The sequence below is a fragment of the Actinopolymorpha pittospori genome, assembly GCF_014873875.1.
Classification (GTDB): Bacteria; Actinomycetota; Actinomycetes; order Propionibacteriales; family Actinopolymorphaceae; genus Actinopolymorpha; species Actinopolymorpha pittospori.
Genome location: NZ_JADBEM010000001.1, coordinates 5,222,323 through 5,245,683, shown reverse-complemented (window position 1 = coordinate 5,245,683; position 23,361 = coordinate 5,222,323). Strand labels below are relative to the sequence as shown.

Sequence of the window (23,361 nt, the reverse complement as noted above, 5' to 3'; positions counted from 1 at the left end):
ATGCGTCCGTCGCCCGCGAGCCCGTACCGGTCCAGCCGACGAGATCTCCTGCGCTCCGGTGTGGCCCTGGCGGCCGCGATGGGTCCGGTGTCGGCCTGTAGCTGGCTGTCCACCGCTCCGGAGGGCAGTAAGGAGCCTCCTCGCGTCGCGAAGGGGAAGGAAGCTCCCGCTCTCGCGGAGCGAGTGAAGCAGGGCAAGCTGCCCGCCCTGGAGAAGCGGCTTCCGGCCCGGCCCATGGTGCTCGAGCCGGTGGATCGGGTGGGGATCTACGGCGGGACCTGGGACACGACCATCCTCGGCCCCAGCGACACGGCCTGGCTGGACCGCACGGTCGGATACGAGAACCTCGTTCGCTGGGACACGAAGTTCGAGAAGGTGATCCCCAATGTCGCCGAGCGCTACAGCGTCGCCGACGACGGCCGAACGTTCGTCTTCCATCTGCGCGCGGGCCTCAAGTGGTCCGACGGCACGGCGTTCACCGCGGCGGACGTGGCCTTCGCCTACGACGACTACCTGCTGAACAAGCAGCTGTTCCCGGAGCTGCGCACGCTCTACGTCAGCGGCGACAAGGCGGCCCGGCTCGAGGTGCTCGACGAGCACTCCTTCCAGTTCGTCTTCAGTGAGCCGCAGAGTCTCTTCCTCTACAACCTGGCGACGCCCTACGCCGCGGAACTCACCATGACTCCACGGCGCTATCTGGAGCAGTTCCACGCCAAGTACAACGACAAGGCCGCACAGCTCGCCGCGCAGAAGCGCATGTCGGACTGGAGCCAGCTCTTCCTCGCCCAGCACGACGCCTGGACCAATCCCGCGCTCCCCCGGTTACACGCCTGGCTTCCCACCAACACCTTCGACGAGGACAACCGGCTGGTCCTCGAACGCAACCCGTACTACTTCAAGGTCGACCCGGACGGCAGCCAGCTGCCCTACATCGACTCCGTTGTCTACGCGGTCGTCGGTGATCCCCAGGTGATGATCCTCAAGGCGACCAACGGCGAGATCGACATGCAGGACCGAAACATCAACGACCTGGAGAACAAACCGGTGCTGGCCCGGGAGCGAGAGAAGGGCGACTACCGCCTCAGCGAGGAGGTACCGACCAATTCCAACACCCTCGTCATCTCCCTCAACCTGACCCACCGCGATCCGGTCAGGCGCGAGATCTTCCAGAACCGCGACTTCCGCGTCGGCCTGTCGTACGCGATCAACCGGCAGGAGATCATCAACGCGGCCTACCAGCGCCAGGGCGAGCCCTACCAGGCGGCACCCCGACCGGACTCCCCCTACTACGACGAGGAACTCGCCAAGCAGTACACGGAGTTCGACCTCACCCGGGCCAACGAGCATCTGGACCGCGCCGGGTACCGGGAGCGCGACGACGACGGCTTCCGTCGAGGGCCGGACGGCGAGCGCATCTCCTTCGCCGTCGACGTCCGGCCGGAGGTCAAGGTCCAGGTGTCGGGTCTGGACATGATTCGGGCGACGTGGCGCCAGGTCGGGATCGACATGCGGCTCAACTCCGTCTCGCGGGCGCTCTTCGAGGAACGCCGGCTGGCCAACCAGCACGACGCGACCGTCTGGGACTCCGAGGGCGGCGGCCTGCTCGAGCCCATCCTGCGCACCGACTGGTACTTCCCGTCCGGCGTGGAGTCCATCAACTACGCACCCCTGTGGCTTCGTTGGTACCAGACCCAGGGTGGCAGCGGAGAGGAACCACCCGCGCCCGTTCGCGAGCAGATGGAGCTCTACGACGACCTCAAGGCGACGAACGACCAGACCCGCCGCGACGAGATGATGAAGCGGATACTCCAGATCAGCAAGGAGTACTTCTACCACATCGGAACGAGCCTCATCGCGCCCACTTTCGCCGTTGTCAAGAACACCTTGCGCAACGTCCCGGAGAGCATGCCGTCCTCGTTCATCTTCAGCACTCCCGTCTCCGTCAATCCCCAGCAGTGGTACTTCAGCGAATGACGCCTAGCGCAGAAACGGAGTGTCAGCGACGTGGCCAAGGGTGACGTTTACGATGCCGAATGGCGAACGTTCAACCACCCCGAGACGGGGGTGAAGGTAACCCAGCTGACCAACCACAGAGGCCACACGACCCACCTCTACTTCACCAACCCTGGTTGGTACGCCGGTGGCAGCAAGCTGCTGGTCAGCTCCGACCGGAACAACGTTCCCAACCTGTACGGCGTCGATCTGCGAGACGGGCAGATCACCCAGCTCACCGACCTGCCGTCCTTCTCTCCCTCGGCCGAGGTGCAGTTCATGCACTCGGGCACGAACCCGGTCCGGGGGGAGGCGTACTACTGGTACGGCACCCAACTCCACGCCCTCGACCTCGTGACGCTGCGGGAGCGCGTTCTCTACGAGACACCACCGGGCTTCCGGGCCCGCACGGTCAACGTGACGGCCGACGGCAGGTACGTCTGCACCAACGTCTTCGAGGACGTCGCCGACCGGCTGTCCATCGAGATGTCGGACCGTGGTGTTCGGATCGACCAGACCTTCGACCTGCGCCCGTTGTCACGAGTGGTTCGGGTGCCGACCGACGGTGGCCCGGAAGAGATCGTCCTCGAGGACAAGCGCTGGCTCAACCACGTCAACACCTCGCCGAAGCTGCCCCACATCCTCACCTACTGCCACGAAGGTCCGTGGTACAAGGTCGAACACCGCATCTGGGGTCTGGACATGCGTACCGGCGAGACCTGGAAGATCAGGCCGCAGGCGCCGGGCGAGCGCGTCGGTCACGAGTACTGGCTCGCCGACGGCGAACACATCGGCTACCACGGCTGGCGCAAGGGCGAATCGCCGTTCTTCGGTTCCGTCCGCTACGACAACACCGAGCGTACGGAAGCGCCACTGTCACAGGGCTCGATGCACTTCCACAGCAACGATCTGTCCCTGATCGTCGGAGACGGGAGCAAGTCCGAGCAGCAGTTGCGGCTGTGGCGCTTCCACGAGGACGGCTGGCACGGGCCGAGGATCCTTCTCACGCACCGTTGTTCGTTCCACATCGGCACGAACCACGTGCACCCGAGGCTCACCCCCGACGGCCGTCAGGTGCTCTTCACCAGTGACCACGTCGGCTACGCGAACGTCTACCTCGCCGACCTTCCCGACTTCGACAGTCTCCCCGCGTACGAGCCGCCTGGGCAGACCGCGACGGCGAGGTGACCGTCGAAGTCGGGGAAGGCGTCGGTCAGCGACGACGCAGGCGCTTGTCCAGGATCGGGGGCGTCGGGTCGATGTAGAAGTCGTCGGGATTGACGTCCACACCGGGCGGAACGATCTCGTCGATCCGGTCCAGGACGTCCGCATCGAGTTCGAGGTCGGCACCGGCCAGCAGGTCCTCGAGCTGCTCAGGCCTGCGGGGACCGATGATGACCGACGTGATCGCGGGGTGCGAGCGTACGAACGCGATGGCAAGGTGCGGCAGGGACACCCCCACCTCGGCCGCGAGCGCCTTCAGCTTGTCCACGGCGTCCGCCTTGGCACGTACGCCTGGCTCGTCGAGGTCGAACATCTTCGCCCCGGCCCCGGCGTTGCGGTGGCCGCTGGTCGGGTCGGAGCGTCCGGACAGCCATCCGGAGTTCAGCGGACCGAACGTCAGCACACCCATGCCGTAACGCTGGGCGGTCGGCAGGACCTCGGCCTCGATGCCTCGGGTCAGGATCGAGTACGGCGGTTGCTCGGTACGGAAGCGTTGGTGGCCGCGCCGCTCGGCGGTCCACTGGGCCTCGACGGCCTGGGCTGGTGAGAAGAAGGAGCCGCCGATCGCCCGTACCTTGCCGGCGTGAACGAGGTCCGAGAGCGCCGACAGCGTCTCGTCGATGTCCGTGCCGTGGTCCGGCCGGTGCATCTGGTACAGGTCGATGTGGTCGGTGTCGAGCCGCCGCAGGCTGTCCTCGACGGCCTGCATGACCCATCGCCGAGAGCCGCCGCGGTGGTTGCGGTCGGATCCCATCGGCAGGGCGAACTTCGTCGCGAGGACGACATCGTCGCGGCGGCCCTTGAGGGCCTTGCCCACGATCTCCTCCGACTCGCCCTGGGAGTAGACGTCGGCGGTGTCGACGAAGTTGATGCCGGCATCGAGGGCGGTGTGAATCATGCGTACCGACTCGTCGTGGTCGGTGTTGCCCATCGCTCCGAGCATCATCGTGCCGAGGGCGAACTCGCTGACCGAGATGCCCGTTCCGCCTAGGACTCTGTACTTCATCTGTCTCTTCCGTTTCTGCGACCGGGCCTGCGGACCCAGGTCTCTCGTTGTTCACACGTCCAGTCGTCGTGACACGGCGGCGTGGACGGTCAGGTCTGAGAGGGTGGTGCCCATGACGACCGCCGACTTGTACGCCGACTTCGCCATCCGCGAGGCGCATGACGTCTCCGCGACGTACGAGCGGCTGTCGCTCGCCGTTTCCCGCGACGATGAACTGCTCGCACTGCTCGGCACCCTCTCTCCTTCGAAACGACAGCCGAATCTGCTGTTCGGCGTCGTGCGGTTCCTCGGCGGTCCGGTCGAGGACCCCGCGGACTTCCATGACTTCACGGTCGCCAACTGGCCGGCGATCGAGTTCGAGATGCGCGGCCGAGCCACCCAGACCAACGAGGCCGGGCGGTGCGCGCTACTGCTGCCGGTGCTGGCTTCGCTGCCGCAACCGCTCGCCCTGCTGGAGGTCGGCACCGCCGCCGGCCTGTGCCTCTACCCCGACCGGTACGGCTACCGTTACGGCGACCACGTGGTCGGTTCCGGCGATCCGGTCCTCGAGTGCGCGGCGACCGGGATGACACCGCCGGCCGGGGTTCCCGAGGTGGTGTGGCGGGCCGGCATCGACCTGAATCCACTCGACGTGACCAACCCCGCCGACGTCGCGTGGCTCGACGCTCTCATCTGGCCGGAGCACGCGCACCGGCGTGACAGGCTGCGCGCCGCGGCAGCGGTCGCCGCGGCCGAACCGCCCCTGCTCGTGCGCGGCGACCTCGTGGACGACCTGCCCGGACTCCTCGAGAAGGTGCCGGCTGGCGCGACGCTCGTGGTGTTCCACACCTCGGTGCTGTACCAGGTGCCGCGGCCCCGCCGGCAGGCGTTCGTCGAGCTGGTACGTGACCTGCCCGGCCACTGGATCGCGGTCGAGGACCCCGACGTGCTGCCCTACGACGCGCTGGCGGAGCCGCCGGGTGAGGCACTGCACAACGTGCTCGCACTGGACGGAAAGCCACTCGCCTGGACCCGGGGCCACGGGCAGGGGATGGTCTGGTTCGGGTAGTCGGCGCACAGATCCTCCAAACGTCACCGGGTCGGGTTGACCCCTGCCATGACCGCGCGCACCAGCGGGCTGAACCGCTCGCGCCCGGCCCGCAGTCCCGCCCACTCGGTGCCCGCCGTGTCGACGGAGCGCGGGTTCGACCCGCCGGTCACCGTCGCCACCACCCAGTCCGCCTCGTGGTGGAAGTCGATGGGCGTTCCCTCGGAGTCCTGCCGGACTCGCAACGAGAGATGCCTCCAGCCAGAGCACGTCACCAACTCGGCGCCGCACTCCTCCATGAGTTCACGCCGGAGAGCCTCGCTTCGCCTCTCCCCCGGTTCCGGCGCACCACCGGGAAGATCCAGCAGGCCGGTGTACGGGCCGCGGGTCTTCCGCACGGTGAGGAGCGCTCCCGCTCGCTCGACGTAGGCGTAGACCCCGAAGTGATACCGGGGCGTGGCGCTCCACACGTCGGACGCGGAGTCGTTTCGCGTCACGAGCCCGCGACCGGCAGCAGTCCGCGTTCGCCGAAGACCTTCTTCGCGACGAGGGTGGCGTTGAGCGACCTGGGGATCCCGCAGTGGACCGCCGCGTGCAGCAGGGCCTCGACGACCTCCTCGGGGCTGAGACCCACGTTGAGGGAAGCGTTGATGTGAACGTCGAGTTCGACCTCGCAGCCACCGAGCGCGGTCAGCATGCCGAGGGTGACGAGCTGACGGTCCCGCGGCGGCAGCGCGGGCCGGTCGTACATGTCTCCAAACGCCCAGGCGACGATCTGGTGTCCGAGTTCGGGCGAGATGTCGTTCAGGGATTCGACGACCCGGTGTCCGCTCTCACCGTCGATGCGGCTGAGGACCTCCAGGCCATGCTCGAAGCGGTCCTGACGGACCTCGGAGCCGCCCGATCCGGTGTTCCTGCTGTTCCGTTCCTGGTCCATGTCCACGAACGTATGACCTAGAGCGCGCTCTAGGTCAACCTGACGGCGGACGCTCGCCGGTCCACGTCCCGAAGGTCACGCTTGCCGGATCGGAAAGTCGCGAGTTGACAACTTGGAAAGTCGCATGCTTTTCTTTCCGCCATGGAAACAGACGCCCACCCCGACAGTCCGAGCCCTCGCCCCACACCCGAGGAGGCACGAGTCGCCCTCCGCGCGGCCGAGCAGGCTCGATCCAGCATCGAAACCATCCCCGTTCCCGGCTGGTACTTCCCCGCCCTCGCCCTCCTGGTCGCGGTCCTCGCTCTGGGCCAACTGCTGCCTGGGCCCGCCACGGTCGTGGTCACCCTGGTGGCGCTGGCAGGTGTCGGCGGCTTGGTGCGCGTCTACGTCAATAAAGTCGGTGTCCGCGCACAGCTTGGTCGAGCCGATGCTCGCCTGGTGTGGCCTCCCACCATCGGCATCTTCCTCACCTTCGCCGCCGCCGCGGTGCTGGACGTGGCGTACGGACAGACGTACTGGTGGGTGGCGGCGGCTGCCATCGGCGCGCTGATCATCGCGGCCTCCGGCGCACTCTTCCGACGACGCGCCCGAAGGTCGGCATGAGCATGAGCGACAATCCCGTCGATGGCTTCAACGCCACGATCCACGCGTCCAACCGACTGCGCATCTGCGCGCTCCTGGACGCGGTGGCCGAAGCCGAGTTCAGCGTCGTCCAGGAGCGACTGGAGGTCAGTGCCTCCGTCCTCAGCAAGCATGTGAGCGTGCTGATCGACACCGGATACGTCCAACAGCGCAAGGCGGTTCGCGACACCCGCCAGCGTGTCTGGCTCCAGTTGACGTCGGCCGGTCGAGCCGCCTACCGCGACCATGTGGCCGCGCTCCGCGCGATCGTCGGAGAGGCGCCCTAGGGAGCGTCTCCCACATCGAGCCGGTGAAGCGAGCGGTGCATCCGCGCCGCGGTGGCGAGGCGGAGGAGGAGCGCGTAGCGGTGTTCTACGCGCGACGAGGACAACGTGGCCAGCGTGGATGCGGGGCATCGCGAGTCAGGCAGGATGTGGGAGACGCACCCTAAGCCTCGATCCGTGGACCCGCTGAGTTGATGGTCTTGGTTGTGGGTGGGTCGTGGTTGGTGGTGGGTGGGCAGGCCGGGATTGCTGGTCTGCCCAGCTTTCCTTTGGTCTCCGGTCGGGCCTTGGTGGCGGGTGGCTAGTTTTAGGCGACGTGTGGTGGCCCGGTTGCGGGGCGGAACACGTTGTGCCAGAGGGTGTTCCACTGTTCCGCCCAGGGCCAGTGCTCGGGCAGGTGTAGGACGGTGCGGCGCTGTGGGTGGGCGATTCTGGCGGGGACGGTGACGATGTGGCGGCGCAGCGTCGCGCCGCGGGCGGCGGCGTGGCGGGGGCTGGTGAGGGTGCCGGCGGCGCGGAGCAGGTTGTGGGTGATGGCTGCGCAGATCGCCCAGGCGCTGTTGGCGGCGAACCGGCCTGAGGGTAGGTGTGCGAGTGGTCCGTCGATCAGGTCGGCGAACACGGTTTCGATGATCGCGTGCCGGCGGTGGGTGATGTCAGCCTGCGCGGTGGGTTCGGTGTTGTTGGTGAAGAACGGGTGATGACGCCAGACCGGGAACAGCTCCTGATCGCCGGCCTGGTCGTGGGCTCGGTCACGGACCCTGCGCACGACCAGCCGGGCGGTGACCGGGTGTTTGGTGGAGGTGAACGCGGTGAACTCCGTCTCGGCGACCTCGGCGTCGGAGATCAACTCACCGGTGTCGGGATCGGTGACCGCGCCGGGGTAGTGCACCGGGGTCCAGGCGTGCTCGGGGATGGAGGCGATCGCAGCGGTCACTGCCGGGTTCTTGGTCAGCACCACCGAGAAACCGCGCCCCTGCTTTCACACACGCGGCGACCACGGCGTGGTTGCCATACGCCGAGTCGCCCCGCATCAGGATTTCGCCGGCCGCCCCGGCGGCGCGGGTGGTGGCGATCGCTTCGACCACCATGCTCGCCGCACCTTTCCCAGACCCGGCCCGTCCGGCGCGGAGCCGGATCCCGGCCACCACCGGCGCGCCCTGGCTGGTGCTGATCGTGGTCGCCAGCGGTGACAAGCCCCGGCGCAGCACCTGCCGGCCGGCGATCTTGGTGTGCCCGAAGCTCGCGCCCTGCTTGGCGTGCCCATAGACCGGGCGTAGGAGTGAGTCGATGTCGATGAACGCCTGGGTCTCGATGCCGGGGAGCAGCCCGCTGGCCTGGACAAGGTTGACCAGGTGCGCCCGCGCGACCGACGCCAACTGCATGCAGTGGCCGTGGGTGAACTCCCGCAGAAACTGGCCCAGCGTCGCCGGCGCATACACCCCGCCGAACAGCCGCCGCATCCCACCAGAGCGGATCACATCCAGATCGTCGATACAGTCCGCGCCGGCAGCCATCCCCGCGACGATCGAAGTCAGCTTGCCCGCCGGGTTCACCGCTGCCGACCTCACCGTCGTGGTCCGGATCGCGACCCGCTCGTCCACCAGCTCCGACAGGCCCGCCCGCTCGGCCAACGCCATCACCGGCACCAGGCCCGCACACGACACCAGGTTCTGATCATCGAACACCGGCCTCGCACGCGACCACCCATACGGTAACTTCACTACCAGTGCCTTTTGGATCGGGTTGGATCAGGACTTCGACACTCCAGATTCTCCCGATCCAGAAGGCACTTTCCCTGCTACCGCGCCGAGGGCCCACTCACCCGGTCCACGGATTGAGGCTAAGCCTCGTACACGTACGGCGTGGTGGTGCTCAGCGCGACGAACCCGAGCCGCCCCAGGATCGGCTGGCTCTGGTCCGAGGCGTCGACCTGGAGGTAGCGGTAGCCGCGCTCGGCGGCGATGCGGGCGCGGAGCGCGACCGTCGCCCGGTAGATGCCACGTCCACGCCAGGTTGGCAGGGTGCCCCCGCCCCAGAGGCTGGCGAAGTCGGTGCCCGGAGGCATCTCCATCCGTGCCGCGCACACCGGCACGTCGCCGGCCACGGCGAGGACCACGGCCACCCTGTCCGGCTGCTCCGCCAGTTGGGCGCGGATGCTGTCGCGGAAGCGGGAACCGTCCTCACCGAACGCCTGCTCGTGCACGTCCACCACCAGGTCGACTGCCTCCGGATCGGTTATGAGGCGTAGATCGACACCGTCGGGGAGTTCGACCTCGGTGGTCAGGGCGGCGACTTCGGCAACCATCAACGTCTCCGGAGGCTCCGCGGCGAAGCCCGCGCGCCGAAGTCGCTCCGCCAGGTCGACGGGCCGGTCGTGGGAGTACAGCTTCCACTCGAACTCCTGGCCCAGTTCGCGGAAGTGGCGCACCTGGGCGGCGATCGCCGCGTCCGCGGTGTCGGCGTCCAGTTCCGACCACAGAACTCCGTTCCAGCCGGCGTCGCCTCCGACCTGTCGCACCACGTCGTCGGCCCGCTCGACCCGTGCGCCCGGTCCGTCAGGAGGAGCGTCCCGCCGCATCTGCTGGTCGAAGCACGCCAGCACCACACCACTGTCCACCGGCACACTTCAGCACCACCCGGGCCCGTCCCACAACCGGATATCGCCGCCAGCTCAACCCGAGACCGGCTGACGACTCGACCGCGGCGTACGACCCGTCTCCCGGTCCAGCAGGTGGCGAACCGCACGAACGTGCAACCGGGTCACGACGTACGCCGTGACGCTCGGCAGCACGAGGAGCACCGGCGGGAAGACCCACACCAGCGTCGCGGCCGACGCCATGACCAGCGCCGACGCGGCGGTCGGCAACGGCTGGGCGGCGGCCACGAGGGCAGCGTTCGCGACCACGCGGCGCCACCCGACGTCGCGGCCGGTCAGCGCCGGGCCCACGTTCGCCGATGTCAACGCGTAGATGACACTCAGGCCCGCGAGGAGCACCCACAACGGCCGGCGCACACCCGCCTCCATGTGACCGATGATCACGAAGTCGAGGAGCAGAACGGCTCCGGCCGCCAGCCAGACGACACCGACGAGCGAACTCCGCCAGAACAGACGCCGGAACGCGGAAGCGAACTCGCCGAGGAGTCGGGGTTCGTCGCCGTCCGCCCACCGCCGGGTGACCGCGAACATCGCGGCGGTCGACGCCGGGACGGTCACGACCGGAAGGCATCCCACCAGCCACAACAAGCTGAGCAACACGTGGTTGGCGAAGACCTCGAGGATGGCGTGGATCCGGCCGAAACGCACGTCGGGCCTCCTTCAGGACCGCAGACCGCTGGTCGAGATGCCCTCGATGATCATCCGCTGGAACACCACGAAGAACACCAGGACCGGGATCAGCGACAACACGCTCATCGCGAACATGGGCCCCCAGGCCGACTCCCCCGTCATGTCCAGGAAGAGGCTGAGCGCGAGCGGCACCGTGAACAGCCTCGAGTCGGACAGGTAGATGAGCTGGGAGAAGAAGTCGTTGTAGGTCCAGATGAACGTGAAGATCGTCGTGGTCACCAGGGCAGGACGCAGCAGCGGCAGGATGATCCGCCAGTAGATGCCCGGTGGTCCACAGCCGTCGATCTTGGCGGCGTCGTCGAGCTCACGCGGCAGGCCCCTGATGAACTGCACGATCAGGAAGATGAAGAACGACTCCGTCGCGAGCAGCTTGGGCACGATCAGGGGCAGGTAGGAGTTGGTCCAGCCGATGCTGTTGAACAACGCGTACTGCGGAATGAGCGTGACGTGGGAGGGCAGCATGATGGTCGCCATCATCAGCGCGAACCACAGGTTCCGGAAGCGGAAGCGCAACCGGGCGAACGCGTAGGCCGCCATCGAACAACCGACCAGGTTTCCCACGATCGCGCCGGCACAGACCAGCAGCGAGTTGAGGAAGTACCTCCCGAACGGAAGCTCCAGCCCGGACCAGCCGTCGAGGTAGTTGGCGAGCGTGAGGTGTCTCGGGAGGAGCGAGATGTCGGTGAAGATCTCCTCCGCCGGCTTCACCGAACTCGAGAGCATCCACACCAACGGGTAGATCATGATCACCGCACCGACGACGAGTGCGACGTGTGCCACCAGTCGTGGAACGCGGTGCACCCCGCCGCGCGACACCGGGACCGAGGTCGACGAGAAGCCCACGGGTCAGCCTCCTACCTGTCTTCGCTCTCGTAGTGGACCCAGTAGCGGCTCATGAAGAAGTTGACGAGCGTCACCGCACCGACTGTCAGGAACATCAGCCAGGCCATCGCCGAGGCGTAGCCCATCCGGAAGTTGGTGAATCCCTCCTGGTACAGGTACAGCGTGTAGAACAGCGTCGAGTCCGACGGTCCACCGCTGCCACCACTGACGATGTAGGCGCCGGTGAAGGACTGGAACGCCGAGACCGTCCGCAGGATCAGGTTGAACAGGATGATCGGCGTCAGCATCGGAAGCGTGACGTGCACGAACCGCCGCCACCAGTTCGCACCGTCCACCGACGCCGCGTCGTACAACTCGGGCGGCACCTGCCGCAGTCCCGCGAGGAAGATCACCATCGGCGAGCCGAACTGCCAGACCGTGAGGATGATCAGCGTGTACAGCGAGTACTCCGGCGAGGAGACCCAGCTCGGACCGGTGACGCCGAAGACCGCGAGGAACCTGTTGACCAGACCGTCTGCACTGAAGATCTGCCGCCACATCACGGCGACCGCGACGCTGCCGCCGAGGAGTGAGGGTACGTAGTAGACCGCCCGGTACGTGCCCAGACCGGCCAGCCCGCGGTTGAGGATGAGCGCGAGGAAGAGGGCGAAGGTCAGCTCGAGGGGTACCGAGATCACCACGTAGATGAGCGTCACGCGTACGGACTGCAGGAAACGCGGGTCGTGGAAGAACATCCGCGCGTAGTTGTCCAGGCCGATCCAACTCGGTGCGGACAGCAGCGGATAGTCGGTGAACGACAGATACAGCGAGACGAGCATCGGACCGAAGGTGAGGCCGACGAAGCCGAGGAACCACGGCAGCAGGAAGAGGTTTCCCCACAGGTTGTCGGTCCCGAAGGGACTGTAGCGACGCCGCCCCGACCCGGGACCGCGCGAGCCACGGTCCCGGGTCGACGCCGCAGAGCCGGTAGTCGCCGCCATGCGCGTCAGTCGCTCTTCAGCGCCGAGGAGGCCTCGGAGAAGAAGCGGTCGACCGCAGCGGGGATGTCGAGACGCCGGAACGCCACGTCGGTGTTGGTCCGGTCGAGGATGTCCTCGACCTCGGAGCCTCCCGGCGGTGCGGGCGCGGGCGGGTCGCCGGCCATCGTCGCGAAGTTCTGGATGAAGTCGAACACGTGCTTCGCGTCGGCGTCGAGTTCGGCCGCGACCAGGTCGCGGGCCTTCGACGACGGTGGCATGCCGTGTTCGACCATGTTGAACTTCGCGATCTCGGGCTTGGTGAGCATGGCCCCGATCGCGGTGGCCGTTTCCTGCTTGCGCTCGGTTCGCGCGTATCCGACGAACATCGTGTTGGACACGAGGTAGAAGCCGAGCGGCGCGTCGCCCTCACCGCGGGGATACAGGTGCAGGTCGAGCTTGTCCTTGATCAGCGGCTGCGCCCCGAGGATGTTGTCCGCGGCGGCGAACAGCATCGGCGCCTTCCCCTTGATCAGCGGGCTGTTGGCCATCTGGTCGTAAAGCGCCTGCACGTCCGGTGCGACGACCCCGCCCGTCCTGCGCAGCTGGTACCAGAAGTCCAGCCAGTCACCGAGGTCCTCCTTGGTGAAGCCGAGCTGGGGACCGTCGAAGAGTTCCTTGCCACGTTGCCGGATGAACAGCTCGAACGGAGCCTTCTTGCCGCCCGCGTCCTCGCTTCCCGCGACCCCGTCTCCGACCGCGGTGGTCAGGACGTTGGCCGTGTGCGCGAAGTCGTCCCACGTCCACTCCGGCGGCGGGACGTCGACGCCGGCACGTTCGAAGACCGTCCTGTTGTAGATGAGTCCGGGCGCGTTGACACCGAGTGGCAGGGCGTAGAGCTTGCCGTCGATGGTGGCGTTGGCGACGACCCGCTTGTCGAAGTCGGAGAGGTCGATCACGCTGGAGGTGTACTCGTCCAGCGGGAAGATGACCTTGCGCTTCACGTAGTCGGACATGCTGGACGTCGACATCACGATGAGGTCCGGTGCTCGACCGCCCGCGATCTGGGTGTTGAGCTTGTCCGCCGCACCACCGCCGGCGCCGTACTCCGGTCGAATGTCGATCTTGGAGTTGGCCTTCTCGAACGCCTTGATGACGCTGAGGAGAATGCGGTTGGTCTCCTGGCTGCCGGACCAGAACATCCGCAGCGAGACCTGACCACCAGACCCCGATCCCCCGCCGCACGAGGTGAGCCCGGGTACGCCGAGTCCGGCGAGCAGCAGCCCGCTCGACCCGAGGAAACGCCGACGGCTGTGGCCTGCGGTCATGGTCACCAGTCCCGCACCGAACCGTCGAGGGCACGCAGGACGGGATGCTGACGCCGCGGCTCGGCCGGCGGCGCGACGGCGTCCTCGTGGAACTCCACACCGAGCCCGGGACCGGTGGGCGGCAGCGCGTAGCCGTCCTCGACCACCGGCCAGGGGCTCACCACGTCGACGTCGGGATCCCGGCCCGCGAACGGTGCCTCCATCAGGGCGACGTTGGAGATCGCGAGGGAGGCGTGCAGGCTCGCCGCCGAACCGAGCGGACCCTGCGTGTTGTGCGGCACGAGATTGACGTAGTAGACCTCCGCGAGAGCGGCGATCTTCTTCATCTCGGTGAACCCCGCCGCCCAGCAGATGTCGGGGCGCACGTAGTCGACCAGGCCGTCGACGACGAGTTCGCGGAAGTCCCACTTGCTGTGGCCCCGCTCACCGGTCGCGAGCGGAATTCCGGTGTGGCTACGCAGATATCTGAACGCCTGGGGATTCTCGTGTCGTACCGGGTCCTCGATGTAGAGAGGGTTGAACTCCGCCACCTGGCGTGCGAGTTGGACGGCGTGGTCCGGGTCGTACCGCCCGTGACATTCGATGATCAGGTCGACGTCGTCCCCGACCGCACTCCGGATGGCCTCGGTGTATTCCACCTGCTGGCGTACGGCACGCTGGTGGTCGTGCAACCCCTTGGCGTCCATGTCGTGGAAGCCGCGGTAGCGGATGGCCGTGACACCGCGGTCGGCGAGGCGCTTCGCGTTGGCGGCGATCTCCTCGGCACTGTGCCCGGTGACGTGACCGTAGAGTCGCACCCGCGTGCGGGCGAGACCACCGAGAAGCTCGTACACGGGTGTGTCGAGTTCCTTGCCCTTGATGTCCCACAGGGCCATGTCGATGCCGGCCAGGGCGGAACCGGTGATCGGTCCACCGCGCGCGAACAGCCGGCGGAAGCTTTCCTGCCACAGATGCTCGATCCGGCGGGGGTCCTCACCGAGGAGGTACGGCCGTATCTCTTCGATCAGGCCGATGACGGAGCGCGGAGCGAAGTTGGTGGCCTCGCCATAGCCGGTGATGTCCTTGTCGGTCTCGATCTTGACGTACACCGCCCGACCGGAATGGATCCACGAGATGTCCGTGATCTTCACTGCTGAGTTCCTCCTCTGCCGCGACGGTGCGTCGACATCGAGGTGAGAGAAATGATCCGCCAGGCATTCCGCATAGCGGAACAACCGTTTCGATCACGAGAATGCTAGCCAGCCGCATCCGCTCTGACAACGACCGACTACGGACCGCGACCGGATGTGGCCGCCGGGGCCAGCTCCGCCCGGCCGAGCCCGGAGGAGTTGTCGGTGGCCGGCTGCAGAATGCGCGCCATGGGACACTTCACCGGCTGGCCCGAGACCGCCTTCGACGTGTTGCTCCAACTCGACGGCGACCCGTCGGTCGCCGTCCGAGAGAAACACCGCAAGGACCGGGAGCACCTGGTCCGGAAGCCGATGGTCGCGCTGCTGCAGGACGTCGCCGACGCCGACCACGCCTACGAGGACTTCTCCGTCTGGGGCTACGGCACCCATCCCTGGGGATGGCAGCACCAGTGCGCGGTCGTCCGGATGCCCGGGAGGTTCGAGATCGGGTTGCGGTTCGACCTCGACGGGCTAGATGTCAGCGGCGGTTGGGCGTTCTCCGCCCGGGAGGAGGTGGAGAAGTTCCGCGCCGCCGTCGCCGACGACTCGAGTGGGCGCGCCCTCACCGAGGTCGTGGAGACCCTCCGGGAGGAGGGGTTCGAGGTGTCCGGCGACCTCATGAAGCGCGTCCCCCGCGGCTACCCACCCGATCATCCACGCGCCCTGCTGCTACGACATCGTTCACTCAACGCCGCCCGGCACCTCGACGGCGACGTCTGGATCCACACTCCGGAGACGGTCGAGCGGGTGGTCGCGACGGCCGCCCAGCTGCGGCCGCTGCTGTCCTGGCTCGCCGATCATGTCAGCGCGCAGTAAACCCGACATGGTCCGCGCTCGTCGTTCTCGCCCTTCCCCCGCTCGCGGGCGAAGATGCGCAAGATTGGAGAGGACCGCGCAGCAGTACGGGCTCTATGGTTTCCCCCAATCAGGCGCTGGACTCGGTTCGGCCAGCGCTCACCGTCACCAGTCGATGAAGGAGTCCGCATGAGCGGCGTACGGGTTCTGGTCGGCACTCGAAAGGGTGCGTTCGTCCTCACCTCCGACGGGAAGCGGGAGAAGTGGGAGGTCAGCGGGCCACACTTCGGCGGCTGGGAGATCTACCACGTCAAGGGTTCCCCCGCCGATCCCGACCGGCTGTACGCCGCGCAGAGCGGCGGCTGGTTCGGGCAACAGATCCAGCGTTCCGACAACGGCGGGCAGACGTGGGAGCCGGTCGGCAACGAGTTCACCTACGACGGCGTGCCCGGAACCCACCAGTGGTACGACGGCACCCCACACCCCTGGGAGTTCGCCCGGGTCTGGCACCTCGAACCGTCCCTCACCGACCCCGACACGGTCTACGCCGGCGTCGAGGACGCCGCGCTGTTCCGCTCGACGGACGGCGGCTCGAGTTGGCAGGAGCTACCCGGGCTTCGGGGACACGGATCCGGGCCGTCCTGGCAGCCGGGTGCCGGCGGTATGTGCCTGCACACGATCCTGCTCGACCCGGTCGAAGCGGAGCGGATCTTCATCGCCATCTCGGCCGCCGGCGCCTTCCGTACGGAGGACCTCGGCAAGTCCTGGCAGCCGATCAACCGCGGGTTGGTGTCCGACGGCATTCCCGATCCGGACGCCGAGGTCGGCCACTGTGTCCACCGCATCACCATGCACCCGTCCCGGCCCCAGGTGCTGTTCATGCAGAAGCACTGGGACGTCATGCGCAGCGACGACGCCGGTGAGTCCTGGCACGAGATCAGCGGCAACCTGCCCTCCGACTTCGGGTTCCCGATCGAGGTACACGCGCACGAGCCCGAGACGGTCTACGTCATCCCGATCAAGAGCGACTCCGAGCACTACCCGCCGGAGGGAAAGCTGCGCGTCTACCGCAGCCGGAGCGGCGGCAACGAGTGGGAGCCGCTCACGAAGGGACTCCCCCAAAGTCACTGCTACGTCAACATCCTGCGCGACGCGATGGCGGTCGACTCGCTCGACTCGTGCGGCGTCTACTTCGGCACGACCGGCGGACAGGTCTACGCGTCCGCCGACTCCGGCGACACCTGGGCGCCGATCGTTCGCGACCTCCCGGCCGTCCTGTCCGTCGAAGTCCAGACGTTGCCATGATCCGGGTCGCGCTCCCCGCGCATCTACGGACGTTGGCCCGCGTCGACCACGAGATCGAGCTCGACATCGCCGGCAAGCCGACGATCCGGCTGGTGATCGACGCACTCGAGGCCCGCTTTCCGCCACTGCGCGGGACCATGCGTAACCCGGCGACCGGGAAGCGCCGGCCCTTCGTACGCTTCTTCGCCTGCGAACAGGATCTCTCGCATGAGGATCCGGACGCTCCGCTCCCCGACGATGTGGCGAGCGGAGCGGAGCCGTTCCGGGTGGTCGGAGCGATGGCGGGCGGTTAGACCCCCGCTCGTACCCGGCGCCTCCGACGAAACAGCTGATACTCACGTGGGTGACACCTCTACGGCAGGGAGCGGGCACAGTGCTTCGGGACGACCGACCGGACGCGATGACTCCTCCGGCCGCGACGAGCGCCCGCACGAAGCGCCTGGCACGCGCGGAGGCTCGTCGTCGGATCGCGCTGGGAGTGGTCGAGGAGTTGAGACTCCTCGACCGCTGGCGGCCCTACGGCGAACCTGTCCTTGTCGGGTCGGTACCACTCGGCCTCGTCGTCCGACCCGACATCGACCTGGATGTCTACGCTGACGCTCCCGCGGTAAGGCACGGCTTCGAGGTTGTCGCCGCCCTGGCCGAACTCCCCAAGGTACGCAGTTGCTCCTACCTCGACCTGCGCGACAGTGGTGAGGGTGGCCTGTACTGGAAGGTCGACTACGAGCTGACGCCCGAGGAGACCTGGGCGATCGACATGTGCTTGTTCGCCTCCGATCGACCGGGGCCAATCGCCGCGCCGCTGACCCGAGCGGTCGGCGCGGCCCTGACCGACGATCTCCGCGACACCATCCTGCGTATCAAGGAGGAGGCGATGTCCGTTGACCAACGTGCGCACGGTCCCTGGCTCTACCAGGCGGTCTTCCAAGGCGTCGCGAGTACCTACGCGGACTACGTTGCCTGGCTTGGTGACCAAGACGTCTACGAGCGAAGCGGTTGGTTGCCCACACCTCCCTGACATTCCGTGCCGCGTCAGGTGTCGCCCTACGGCGCGGTTACAGCAGATGCTGCTCCCATTCGGCTCTATGTTTTTCCAGGAAGGGGATGCTGCGTCGAGCGAAGCTGCTCTGGCTGGTCCGCAGATGGGTTCGTACGGCGTCCAGGAACACGTCGCGATCTTGCAAGCCGTACCCATCGCAGAACTCGCGTAGTCGAGGCCCGCGCGCCGCGACGGGTAGGCCGATGCGGGCGCAGTCCTCGTCGGTGTAGAGGGGAACGAACGACCACGCCGCGTGCGCGGCATCTGTCAGCGCTGATCCGGGCCCGGCGAGATCCCAGTCGATAAGGGTGGTCGGGCGGCTGTCTTCGTAGATCGTGTTGTACGGAGCCAGGTCGTTGTGGCAGATGATGGTCGGTCCGGCTCGCGAGCTCCCGTCTGATCCGGGCCGCCGCCAGAGGGCGTCCGGCGGCGGCTCGAACCCTCTCACCGCGTCATGGAAACGCCGGATCAGTTCTCCGACGGCACGTAGCGACGCCCACGGATCTGGAACCCGCCGGCCGTCCTGACCAGCCACAAACCGCAGAACCTCGCGGCCCTCGTCGTCAACCCCCAGCACACGCGGCGCACCCTCGAAGCCAACCGACTCCAGGTAGCGGAGTAGTGCATGCACCGCGGGCGTCCATGGTCCGCTGGGCCGCCGAACCGTGTCGCCCACCCGACAGATCTCTCGCCCTTCGCGGGCTCCGTCGAAGCGTTCCTGTCGCATGGTCCGCTCATTCTCGCACCGCACATTTCGCGGCTTCGAGCGTGACGCTGAGGCTGCATGACTGCATGACTGCATGGTTTCAACGAATCGGGCGCGCGGGCCTCAGTCTCGCGTGCCGGCCAGGTTGTGGCGAACCCACACGTTGGGTTCGACGCTGACGGCGTAGTCGTGGTCGGGCTCGCAGTGCACGGGCGTGAGTGCGCCGGGTACCTCCACCGGCCCCGGCTTGTCGAAGGCCAGGCCGGTCCAACTCCGCCACTGGTCGAGCGTTCCCGCGACGGTCATCGACGTCGGCGCGACCGAGTCGATGACACCCCCGGCACGGACGTGCGTACGCAGCCACGGGTCGACGGGCAACCCGTCCGGGCGGGTGAGGAACGCATACTTTGTCATCGGCACGTGCGGATGCGCGCTCTTCCCGGTGGGCCGTACCGGCGCGACCAGTTCGGTGAAGCCCTCGGCCGCGGCGTTCTCGCGCATGGCGGCAACCAGGGTGGCGGACAGACCCCGGCCGTGGTGATCGGGCCTGATGGTGATGTCGATCGCGCTCACCGTGTCGGGACGCACCGACCGGCGATGGTCCGAGAACGCCCACAACAGCACCTGGTCCCAGCCCGCCGCCGGAAGCTTCTGACGGTCTGGCGCGTCCAGGGAGAACGGTACGCTGAACGCCCGCGCCACCACGTCCCCGTCGGTGTTCGTGGCGATGAGCGCGAACCTCGGAAAGACGACCGGGATCTGCCCGAAACAGGCCCAGCCGATCGGGTCGTTGAGGACGAACTCCGGCCAGCTGTCGGGCATCTGCCACAGTGGTTCCAGGAGTTCGGGTCGCTCGGCCACGGTCGTGATGGTCAGCGTCATGATCGAACCCTAGTCAGCCGCCGGCGTCCCGGTCGCTTCATTTGTCGTCCACGAGCAGGCGGTGGAGTTCGTAGCCGTTCTCGACGTAGTAAAGGTTTCCGTATTCGTCGGTCACGACGTGGTGCACGTTGCCCCTTCGCAGAATGGTGACCCGCAGGCTGCCCGGGTCGAGCCGGTAGAGGTAGCTGCCGTGGATCGTGCCGTACAACATGCTGTCTGCGCCGACGGTGAGAATCGCGTCGTGGGCGTCCACCTGGTCATCGCTCGGGATGTCCAGCTCATCGAACACCTTCTGGTCGACGACGAACCTTCCCAGCCTCGGGTCGTAGACGAGGATGTGGTCCTCGGCCACCATCCAGATCCGGTTGTCCGGCCCGACGGTCACCGCGAGGGCGGTACGCAGGCCCCGGGTGGGCAGGTCGACGATCTGGTTGGCACCGGTCGCCGTGTCGTGGACGAGCAGCTTGGCCTCGGTCTGGGTGGGTTCGATACCGAGGCCGCCCCAGATCGACGTTCCGCCGTAGACCTTGCCGTCGAGGTAGGCGAGGCTGACGATGCTCTGCTCCGGCACGGGATTCTTCCAGGTGGTGCACCCACCGGTCTCCGGATCGTAGACGCTCAGTGCGCCCTTCGAGTTTGCCGTACCCGGCCATCGTTCCTATGTAGAGCTTGCCGTCGGCGTTCACCATGCCGTACGGGCGGTCCTGGTCCTGCGCGGTCAACGAGCACACGACCTTCGGATTCGTCCCGGACTTCCACGGCTGGGACGGCCGGTACGCGTAGACGATCGCTCCGGGAGAGGTGCCCCAGTAGAGCGTGTCGCCGATGGTGGTCGAACCCTCCGCCTGGGAGATGCCGTTCTGGCCCACGGACAGGTCGGAACGCATCGGCGTGTAGATGCCGACCGTGCCACTGCGGAACCCGGAGGAGTAGATCTTGCCGTCGGGGCCGGTCTGGATGCTCTGGAGATCGGTCGGGATCGCGGGTGCGTCCGCAGCGCTGACCGAGGTGAGCGTGTCGCCGTCGATGTCGTACCGCACAACTGTCGGACCGTTGGAGCTGTTGCCCATGGTCGTCAGGACAGGCTTGCCACCGGCGGTGTCGACACCCCATGCCCGCGGGCCGACGGGGAGGCCGCGCCCGAGCGAGGTCGCGGTGTCGGTCGCGATGTCGTACCGGGACAGCCGGTTGTTGCCCACGTAGTAGACGGAACCGTCGACGACGGGCGACGCACCGGGGTACTTCACGGTTGGAATGTCCCGGACGGTGGCGGCACTGACCGATCCGTCCGCGTGCTTGGTGACCTTCAGGACAACGAGATGACCATCGCCGGACGGGGAGAGGTTGACGAACCCGTGACCGGCACCGGCCGAAACCGAGTACGCGAACTCCTCCTCGGCGTACTCCGGGGGAAGGATGTCTGTGCACGTCGGTCCGCCACCCGGGCAGGCCATCAGGTGGGCGTGCGCACCGATGCCGACGTAGAGCATGTCGAGGGACGGGTCATAGGCGAGACTGCGCGCGTACTGCTCGGGAGCGACCAGCGGGCGGCCGCCGACCTGGCTGAACCCCGCATCGGGCGTGTACCTGAACGCTCCACCAGACGGGTAGCCGCCACCGAAGACGGCACCGTCCGGTCCGGCGGTGACGTTCCACTGAACGTGTCACCCGCGATCGGGCTGCCGAGGTCCACCACCGAGGCGGCGCCGGGGGTTGCGTGTGGTGTTCCGCTGGGGGTGCCGAACGGCAGGAGCGGTCCGACCGGAAGTGACCAATGGGTGCTGCTGTCGGTGACCGGCGAGGCGCCGGCTGGGACGACGACCGCGTCGCTGCAGGTGCGGCCGTCCGGTCGGGAGGGAGGGAGGTCCGGTGTACGTCGACGACGTGCTGCTGTCCGACCAGGACACCAACCTCGGCGCGCAGATCAGCGCTGCCACCATCAACGCCGCGACGTTGGGTGTCGATGCCGAAGGCACCCCGACCGGCTACGCCGTCCTCACCGGCAACGTGCAACACGACGCCCGCCTGATCGGTGTCAACGCGTTCACCGGCGAGCTCACCGCCAACCTCGCCCTGCCGGGTGCCACCGGCGCCTGGAACGCCACGACCGCGAGCGACGGCCGCGTCTACTACGTCGGCAGCTACAACTACGACGACCTGTCGCCTCTACCAGTACACCGTTCCTAAGCAGTGTCCGGGAGTGGCATCTGGTGCCACGTCCTGGAACTGCGCGCATCCCGAACGGTGTTGGATGCGCTGGTCTCCCGCGTTCGCTGAGTCCCCGGCCGGCAACGTGCATCGTGTGCACGCTCCGTGACGGGTGGGCGGGTTCCCTCACGCCCTCGTGCCTCTGGTCCGGCCTGGGCGGTCCGATGCCCACAACGATCGCTCTGGTCGTCGTGGGGCGGTGCCGTCCGTCGCCGGACCGGGTGCCCGAGGGCGCGTCGCCCGATCGCGATACCAGCGGCATCGTGTCGGGACATCTTTCGCTTGTTGCTCGTCAACGGCTTGCGCCAGTGCTCCTCGCCCCACATCGACGTGTACGCCGCATCGACGGCCACGATCGACAGATCCTGGGCAGCAGCCATGCTGACGAGCCTTGCCTTCAGCTTGCCGGTAGGGATCCCGGAAACGAGCTGCCGAAAACGCTTCTTGCGGCCGTGCTTCTCACGGGTCTTCTCGGCGGTGAAGTCCAGGTTCTCGATACCGATCGCAGCCACGCCGCAGCGTTTGGCCCAGTGCAGCAGGCGGCTGATGGCGTGCCGGATCTGCGCGTCACGGTGGTCGGCGGTTGCGGACAGGTCGTAGAAGAACCGCCTGGGTTCGCCGACGGGGTTGCCGTGGGGGTCGAGGTGGTAGGCGGCGAAGTGGTCGGCGTTGGTGTCCACCCCGACCATCCCGGCAGCGCGGGCCGCCTGGAGCGGGATCGTCTGGACCACCGGCCGCCTCCACGCCGCGGTGAGGTACCAGCGCCCACGCGCCACGTCCAGGTGGATGCGGTAGGCCACGGCCTGGTTCACCAAGATACGGTCGCGCCACTCCACGCCCCGGTGGGTGAAGGCAACCACGGAGGCCAGCACGTAACGACCGTTGCGGGCATTCGCCAAGTGGACGAGCGGGGCGGGCAGCTTGATGCTGACCTCGCCGTCCGGGCTGACGCGGATCGTCTCGTTGCCGAAGCGCTTGCCGGACTCCCCGTCAGCGGCCAGGAACCAGCGCTGCGCCTCCCACCGCTGACGCCACTCGAGCTCGCTGAGCTGGGCCCTGTCCAGGTGGTGACGGGTGTTGATCAGGCGCCTGCCACCACGCACGACGTGCACACGCCCGGCCTCAGCCTCAGCGCGGGCAACATCGAGGCGGTGCTGCAGGGCCGCCAGGCGGCGGGACTTGTGGAACCACTCGCCCTTGCCCCGGTACCCACCCGGTGCCCGGCTGGTGCCCCGCTCCCCCAGAGGCTGAGACAGGCGGTGCGCCAGGGTGGCCACACCGGCCTCCAGACCCTGGATGTGCGCACGTTGGCAGCGCCGCGACAGCGCCCACTGATCGTGGGACGCCTTCGTGATCGACCCGGCCCAACGCGACGACGACTGCGCCGTCAGGCCCTGCTTACGGGCCGCCCACGCCTCCGCGCTGTGGTCCAACCCATCGGCGCAGCGCGCCTTGAGATCCCCCGACGCCAGAGCGCCCAGATGCTCACCAACCAGCCGCAACACCTCCTCGTCCTCGGCCGTGAGGTGTTTGAGGCGGTCGCGTATCGCCACCCCGGACGGGCCGGGAGCGACGAACGCAGCATCGATGGTGCGCAACTGCTTCCTACTCATGGTGGCGAGCTGCTTCTTACTCATCGGCAGCCGCCGCCTCCAGCGCCCTGCGGGCACGGTTGCTCGCCGAGCCCAAC

The 23,361-nt window shown here is 67.6% G+C and carries 23 protein-coding genes and 1 pseudogene; 10 read left to right on the top strand and 14 right to left on the bottom strand.

Going from position 1 to position 23,361, the window contains the following annotated elements; all coding sequences use genetic code 11:
* The gene (locus HEB94_RS24690) at positions 1 to 1,974 is read left to right on the top strand and encodes an ABC transporter substrate-binding protein (protein ID WP_192752095.1); all 1,974 of its coding nucleotides are present in this window, start codon (positions 1 to 3) and stop codon (positions 1,972 to 1,974) included.
* Between the two features lie 30 nt (positions 1,975 to 2,004).
* Positions 2,005 to 3,180 (top strand): oligogalacturonate lyase family protein, encoded by a 1,176-nt coding sequence (locus HEB94_RS24685; protein ID WP_192752094.1) that lies wholly within the window; start codon positions 2,005 to 2,007, stop codon positions 3,178 to 3,180.
* 25 nt (positions 3,181 to 3,205) lie between these two features.
* Here HEB94_RS24685 and HEB94_RS24680 read toward each other — a convergent pair whose 3' ends face one another.
* Positions 3,206 to 4,222 carry an aldo/keto reductase gene (locus HEB94_RS24680; RefSeq protein ID WP_192752093.1) on the bottom strand — a complete coding sequence of 339 codons (1,017 nt, stop codon included), beginning with the start codon at positions 4,220 to 4,222 and terminating at the stop codon, positions 3,206 to 3,208.
* Positions 4,223 to 4,334: 112 nt separating this feature from the next.
* On the opposite strand from HEB94_RS24680, the gene HEB94_RS24675 reads away from it, so the two are divergent.
* Complete coding sequence (locus HEB94_RS24675) at positions 4,335 to 5,270, top strand: DUF2332 domain-containing protein (protein WP_192752092.1); 936 nt, start codon at positions 4,335 to 4,337, stop codon at positions 5,268 to 5,270.
* A 23-nt stretch (positions 5,271 to 5,293) separates the two neighbouring features.
* Here HEB94_RS24675 and HEB94_RS24670 read toward each other — a convergent pair whose 3' ends face one another.
* Together HEB94_RS24670 and HEB94_RS24665 are read right to left on the bottom strand one after the other, a co-directional pair.
* Entirely contained in the window at positions 5,294 to 5,746 is a 453-nt protein-coding gene (locus HEB94_RS24670; RefSeq protein ID WP_192752091.1) for an NUDIX domain-containing protein, read from the bottom strand.
* Complete coding sequence (locus tag HEB94_RS24665; RefSeq protein ID WP_192752090.1) at positions 5,743 to 6,186, bottom strand: carboxymuconolactone decarboxylase family protein; 444 nt, start codon at positions 6,184 to 6,186, stop codon at positions 5,743 to 5,745. Before HEB94_RS24665 ends, HEB94_RS24670 begins: the two co-directional genes overlap by 4 nt.
* A gap of 141 nt (positions 6,187 to 6,327) precedes the next feature.
* On the opposite strand from HEB94_RS24665, the gene HEB94_RS24660 reads away from it, so the two are divergent.
* A complete protein-coding gene (locus HEB94_RS24660) occupies positions 6,328 to 6,789 on the top strand; it encodes a hypothetical protein (protein ID WP_192752089.1) in 462 nt (153 codons plus the stop codon).
* 2 nt (positions 6,790 to 6,791) lie between these two features.
* Entirely contained in the window at positions 6,792 to 7,094 is a 303-nt protein-coding gene (locus tag HEB94_RS24655; RefSeq protein ID WP_202896523.1) for a transcriptional regulator, read from the top strand.
* A gap of 304 nt (positions 7,095 to 7,398) precedes the next feature.
* Here the strand turns inward: HEB94_RS24655 and HEB94_RS24650 are convergent.
* The 7 genes and pseudogenes from HEB94_RS24650 to dgoD form a co-directional block, all read right to left on the bottom strand.
* Positions 7,399 to 8,815: pseudogene (locus tag HEB94_RS24650) on the bottom strand (IS1380 family transposase).
* Between the two features lie 119 nt (positions 8,816 to 8,934).
* Complete coding sequence (locus HEB94_RS24645; protein ID WP_202896522.1) at positions 8,935 to 9,717, bottom strand: ferritin family protein; 783 nt, start codon at positions 9,715 to 9,717, stop codon at positions 8,935 to 8,937.
* A 48-nt stretch (positions 9,718 to 9,765) separates the two neighbouring features.
* On the bottom strand, positions 9,766 to 10,398 hold the full coding sequence (locus HEB94_RS24640; protein WP_192752087.1) for a DUF624 domain-containing protein: 633 nt from the start codon (positions 10,396 to 10,398) through the stop codon (positions 9,766 to 9,768).
* A gap of 12 nt (positions 10,399 to 10,410) precedes the next feature.
* Positions 10,411 to 11,283 (bottom strand): carbohydrate ABC transporter permease, encoded by an 873-nt coding sequence (locus HEB94_RS24635; protein WP_337917972.1) that lies wholly within the window; start codon positions 11,281 to 11,283, stop codon positions 10,411 to 10,413.
* An 11-nt stretch (positions 11,284 to 11,294) separates the two neighbouring features.
* Positions 11,295 to 12,263, bottom strand: a complete 969-nt coding sequence (locus tag HEB94_RS24630; RefSeq protein WP_192752086.1) for a carbohydrate ABC transporter permease — start codon at positions 12,261 to 12,263, stop codon at positions 11,295 to 11,297.
* A gap of 5 nt (positions 12,264 to 12,268) precedes the next feature.
* Positions 12,269 to 13,567 (bottom strand): ABC transporter substrate-binding protein, encoded by a 1,299-nt coding sequence (locus HEB94_RS24625; RefSeq protein WP_192752085.1) that lies wholly within the window; start codon positions 13,565 to 13,567, stop codon positions 12,269 to 12,271.
* Positions 13,568 to 13,569: 2 nt separating this feature from the next.
* The gene (dgoD, locus tag HEB94_RS24620) at positions 13,570 to 14,697 is read right to left on the bottom strand and encodes a galactonate dehydratase (RefSeq protein ID WP_192752084.1); all 1,128 of its coding nucleotides are present in this window, start codon (positions 14,695 to 14,697) and stop codon (positions 13,570 to 13,572) included.
* Between the two features lie 228 nt (positions 14,698 to 14,925).
* Here dgoD and HEB94_RS24615 point away from each other — a divergent pair, with 228 nt between their 5' ends.
* The 4 genes from HEB94_RS24615 (at position 14,926) to HEB94_RS24600 (ending at position 17,854) form a co-directional block, all read left to right on the top strand.
* The gene (locus tag HEB94_RS24615; RefSeq protein WP_192752083.1) at positions 14,926 to 15,552 is read left to right on the top strand and encodes a DUF2461 family protein; all 627 of its coding nucleotides are present in this window, start codon (positions 14,926 to 14,928) and stop codon (positions 15,550 to 15,552) included.
* 168 nt (positions 15,553 to 15,720) lie between these two features.
* Complete coding sequence (locus HEB94_RS24610; RefSeq protein ID WP_192752082.1) at positions 15,721 to 16,836, top strand: WD40/YVTN/BNR-like repeat-containing protein; 1,116 nt, start codon at positions 15,721 to 15,723, stop codon at positions 16,834 to 16,836.
* Entirely contained in the window at positions 16,833 to 17,129 is a 297-nt protein-coding gene (locus HEB94_RS24605; RefSeq protein WP_192752081.1) for a MoaD/ThiS family protein, read from the top strand. The genes HEB94_RS24610 and HEB94_RS24605 overlap by 4 nt, the downstream gene beginning before the upstream one ends.
* 50 nt (positions 17,130 to 17,179) lie before the next feature.
* The gene (locus HEB94_RS24600; protein WP_192752080.1) at positions 17,180 to 17,854 is read left to right on the top strand and encodes a hypothetical protein; all 675 of its coding nucleotides are present in this window, start codon (positions 17,180 to 17,182) and stop codon (positions 17,852 to 17,854) included.
* 37 nt (positions 17,855 to 17,891) lie between these two features.
* Here the strand turns inward: HEB94_RS24600 and HEB94_RS24595 are convergent, their stop codons facing one another.
* From HEB94_RS24595 to HEB94_RS24585, 3 genes are all read right to left on the bottom strand, one after another.
* Positions 17,892 to 18,602, bottom strand: a complete 711-nt coding sequence (locus tag HEB94_RS24595; RefSeq protein ID WP_192752079.1) for a phosphotransferase — start codon at positions 18,600 to 18,602, stop codon at positions 17,892 to 17,894.
* A 102-nt stretch (positions 18,603 to 18,704) separates the two neighbouring features.
* On the bottom strand, positions 18,705 to 19,463 hold the full coding sequence (locus HEB94_RS24590; RefSeq protein ID WP_192752078.1) for a GNAT family N-acetyltransferase: 759 nt from the start codon (positions 19,461 to 19,463) through the stop codon (positions 18,705 to 18,707).
* A 37-nt stretch (positions 19,464 to 19,500) separates the two neighbouring features.
* The gene (locus HEB94_RS24585; RefSeq protein WP_192752077.1) at positions 19,501 to 20,034 is read right to left on the bottom strand and encodes an NHL repeat-containing protein; all 534 of its coding nucleotides are present in this window, start codon (positions 20,032 to 20,034) and stop codon (positions 19,501 to 19,503) included.
* A 1,298-nt stretch (positions 20,035 to 21,332) separates the two neighbouring features.
* On the opposite strand from HEB94_RS24585, the gene HEB94_RS24580 reads away from it, so the two are divergent.
* Positions 21,333 to 21,650 carry a hypothetical protein gene (locus tag HEB94_RS24580; protein WP_192752076.1) on the top strand — a complete coding sequence of 106 codons (318 nt, stop codon included), beginning with the start codon at positions 21,333 to 21,335 and terminating at the stop codon, positions 21,648 to 21,650.
* On the opposite strand, the gene HEB94_RS24575 is transcribed toward HEB94_RS24580, so the two are convergent.
* Complete coding sequence (locus HEB94_RS24575) at positions 21,647 to 23,308, bottom strand: transposase (RefSeq protein WP_192752075.1); 1,662 nt, start codon at positions 23,306 to 23,308, stop codon at positions 21,647 to 21,649. The two genes, HEB94_RS24580 and HEB94_RS24575, sit on opposite strands and share 4 nt — an antisense overlap.
* Between the last annotated feature and the right edge of the window lie 53 nt (positions 23,309 to 23,361).

Bases quoted from the DNA above. Each gene is read 5' to 3' on its own strand.
- HEB94_RS24690 (WP_192752095.1), top strand. From the start codon at position 1: ATGCGTCCGTCGCCCGCGAGCCCGTACCGGTCCAGCCGACGAGATCTC.
- HEB94_RS24680 (WP_192752093.1), bottom strand. From the start codon at position 4,222: ATGAAGTACAGAGTCCTAGGCGGAACGGGCATCTCGGTCAGCGAGTTC.
- HEB94_RS24675 (WP_192752092.1), top strand. From the start codon at position 4,335: ATGACGACCGCCGACTTGTACGCCGACTTCGCCATCCGCGAGGCGCAT.
- HEB94_RS24665 (WP_192752090.1), bottom strand. From the start codon at position 6,186: ATGGACCAGGAACGGAACAGCAGGAACACCGGATCGGGCGGCTCCGAG.
- HEB94_RS24660 (WP_192752089.1), top strand. From the start codon at position 6,328: ATGGAAACAGACGCCCACCCCGACAGTCCGAGCCCTCGCCCCACACCC.
- HEB94_RS24655 (WP_202896523.1), top strand. From the start codon at position 6,792: ATGAGCGACAATCCCGTCGATGGCTTCAACGCCACGATCCACGCGTCC.
- HEB94_RS24630 (WP_192752086.1), bottom strand. From the start codon at position 12,263: ATGGCGGCGACTACCGGCTCTGCGGCGTCGACCCGGGACCGTGGCTCG.
- HEB94_RS24625 (WP_192752085.1), bottom strand. From the start codon at position 13,567: ATGACCGCAGGCCACAGCCGTCGGCGTTTCCTCGGGTCGAGCGGGCTG.
- HEB94_RS24615 (WP_192752083.1), top strand. From the start codon at position 14,926: ATGGGACACTTCACCGGCTGGCCCGAGACCGCCTTCGACGTGTTGCTC.
- HEB94_RS24610 (WP_192752082.1), top strand. From the start codon at position 15,721: ATGAGCGGCGTACGGGTTCTGGTCGGCACTCGAAAGGGTGCGTTCGTC.
- HEB94_RS24605 (WP_192752081.1), top strand. From the start codon at position 16,833: ATGATCCGGGTCGCGCTCCCCGCGCATCTACGGACGTTGGCCCGCGTC.
- HEB94_RS24595 (WP_192752079.1), bottom strand. From the start codon at position 18,602: ATGCGACAGGAACGCTTCGACGGAGCCCGCGAAGGGCGAGAGATCTGT.
- HEB94_RS24590 (WP_192752078.1), bottom strand. From the start codon at position 19,463: ATGACGCTGACCATCACGACCGTGGCCGAGCGACCCGAACTCCTGGAA.
- HEB94_RS24575 (WP_192752075.1), bottom strand. From the start codon at position 23,308: ATGAGTAAGAAGCAGCTCGCCACCATGAGTAGGAAGCAGTTGCGCACC.